We start from the raw sequence: 2,588 nt of genomic DNA on the forward strand, positions 1-2,588 counted from the left end.
ACCCGTTCCCATACCGAACACGGAAGTTAAGCTCTCTAGCGCCGATGGTAGTTGGGACCTTGTCCCTGTGAGAGTAGGACGTCGCCAAGCAACTTTAAGACGAGTCAGAATGACTCGTCTTTTTTGTGTTTTAAACTTCTTATCAGCTTCAAGTAAGTAATCCGTATTTTTTTGATCCCCTCATATTCATTTTCTTTCATCATTTTTGATGTGTAGTTTAAGATTTTCTATTCTATTTTTTGTAGAAGCAATCTATCGGTGTGTTAAAATAGTACAGTTGTTTTTCGAGGTACTTTAATATAGGAAGATTTAAATTTTTTTAAGGAGATAATATGAAAAAGATAGGTGTAATTACTATAGTAGCTTTAGTCCTTCTAGCAATTACTTATATGTTAGTCGGGAATTATTTTTATAATTATGCGTTGAATGCGAAACAAGAGAAAGAGTTTTTAGAGGATAATCCTCACTTAGTAGAAACTGTGAATGCATCGGGAGGTGTGTTCGCTACAAATGAAGAAAAGGATGCGAACTTTGTATCAAATCATAAACCTAATACACGAAACATAAATTCTTTCGATAAGTTGAAATTAACAGGTTATGAATATATGAATGAACAATCTAGTCATAAATGGGCAATTGTAGTTCATGGATATGATAGTAGGGCATCGAAAATGACGAAATATATCCGGGGCTTTTATGAACAAGGATATAACGTCATAGCGCCAGACCTTCGTGGGCATGGAAATAGTGAAGGTGATTATATAGGGATGGGCTGGCATGATCGTAAAGATATTTTGATTTGGATTCAACAAATTGTAAAGAAAGACCCTAATGCTGAAATAGCACTCTTTGGTGTTTCAATGGGGGGAGCAACTGTAATGATGACTTCAGGTGAAGAGTTACCTTCTAACGTTAAAGTTATTATTGAAGATTGTGGATACTCAACTGTTATTGATGAATTTACGTATCAACTAAAAGATCTATTCCATTTGCCAAAGTTTCCTGTTATGAATGCGGCAAATACAGTTACAAAATTAAGAGCTGGATATGATTTAGAAGAAGCTTCAGCTATAAAACAAGTGGCGAAAAGTAAAACACCTATGCTATTTATTCATGGGGATGCTGATACATTTGTTCCTTATGAAATGTTAGATGAAGTATATAATGCTGCAAAAGTAGAAAAAGAGAAATTAATTGTTCCAGGTGCTGGACATGGAGAAGCCGAGAAGGTAGATTCGAATAAATATTGGAATACCGTATGGAAGTTCGTGGGGAGATACATTCCAGCGTAATTAGATTGTTTTAGATTTGTATATACGATAATCAGAAGGAAAGGTTTTTATACTTTTGATTATCGTTTTTTCTATTTAAAAACTTATTTTAGTTTGTAGTATATAAGGTTTGAAGCATAAATTTTTGAATTCCTTATTGCCAGTGCTACAATAATTGAAAACTACATGTTAATGAGGTGTTTCTATGAAAATTGAAGTATGGTCAGATTTTGTATGCCCATTTTGTTATATTGGGAAACGTAGATTAGAAATGGCTTTAGAGCAATTTCCGCATAAGAAGGATGTTGAAGTGGAGTTTAAAAGTTTTGAATTAGACCAAAATGCTCCAATCTATTCTGGAACAAGTATTAATGAAGTACTTGCATCAAAGTACGGGATTAGTATTGAAGAAGCTAAGCGTAATAATGTACAACTAGGAAATCATGCAGCTAGTATGGATTTAAATTTTAATTTTGAAGAGATGAAGCCGACGAACACTTTTGATGCGCATCGTCTAGCTAAATTTGCAAAGGATCAAGGGAAAGAAAAAGAGATTACGGAAAATCTACTTTTTGCATATTTCACTGAATCGAGAAATTTAAGTGATGTGGATACGCTTGCTACTATTGCTGAAGCTTCAGGTTTAGATAAGCAAGAAGCTTTACGTGTTATTAATGATAAAGGTGCATATGCAAATGATGTTAGAATTGATGAATCGATTGCTCAGCAATATCAAATTTCAGGAGTACCTTATTTTATTATTAATCAAAAGTATGCTATTTCAGGTGCGCAACCACTCGAAACTTTTGTCGGTGCACTTCAACAAGTGTGGGAAGAAGAGAATCCTGCACCTAAGTTACAAGAGCTTTCTTCAGAGGGTGGAAGCGATATGTCTTGTACGGATGAAAGTTGTTCGATACCTTCAAAAGAACAATAGTTTTTATGAAGGAATAGCAACCCATAGAGTATTTTATGGGTTGCTTATCTATTCTTATAGAAGAGGTATATAAATACATAATTTAATAACGTAAATAGGATTTATAAAAAATGAAGTTTTTTTATAAAAACATATTGACGGTTGTATCTTAGAGGTGTAATATAGAACAAGTCGCCGATGCAATAACGCAGAACGCGGTAAACAAAATAAAAAACTTAGTTGACATTAACTAACGAAGATGTTAACATAAGGGAGTCGCAAATGAGCGACCAAGTAGTTCTTTGAAAACTGAACGAAACAAACAACGTGAAACGTCAATTTTTATTTTTAGATGCTAGACAAACTAACTTTATTGGAGAGTTTGATCCTGGCTCAGGATG

2 protein-coding genes and 1 rRNA gene are annotated in these 2,588 nt (G+C 33.9%); all 3 read left to right on the forward strand.

Annotation, left to right across the window (positions count from 1 at the left end; genetic code table 11):
- Positions 1-90, forward strand: a 5S ribosomal RNA gene (gene rrf, locus ACSG5Z_RS29545); the annotation flags it as partial.
- Positions 91-332: 242 nt separating this feature from the next.
- The gene (locus ACSG5Z_RS29550; RefSeq protein WP_435712731.1) at positions 333-1,292 is read left to right on the forward strand and encodes an alpha/beta hydrolase; all 960 of its coding nucleotides are present in this window, start codon (positions 333-335) and stop codon (positions 1,290-1,292) included.
- A 184-nt stretch (positions 1,293-1,476) separates the two neighbouring features.
- Complete coding sequence (locus ACSG5Z_RS29555; RefSeq protein WP_106383667.1) at positions 1,477-2,208, forward strand: DsbA family oxidoreductase; 732 nt, start codon at positions 1,477-1,479, stop codon at positions 2,206-2,208.
- Positions 2,209-2,588 lie beyond the last annotated feature (380 nt).

This window comes from Bacillus pretiosus (assembly GCF_051294775.1).
Classification (GTDB): Bacteria; Bacillota; Bacilli; order Bacillales; family Bacillaceae_G; genus Bacillus_A; species Bacillus_A wiedmannii.

Coding starts and splice junctions, on each gene's coding strand:
- ACSG5Z_RS29550 (WP_435712731.1), top strand. CDS start 333: ATGAAAAAGATAGGTGTAATTACTATAGTAGCTTTAGTCCTTCTAGCA.
- ACSG5Z_RS29555 (WP_106383667.1), top strand. CDS start 1,477: ATGAAAATTGAAGTATGGTCAGATTTTGTATGCCCATTTTGTTATATT.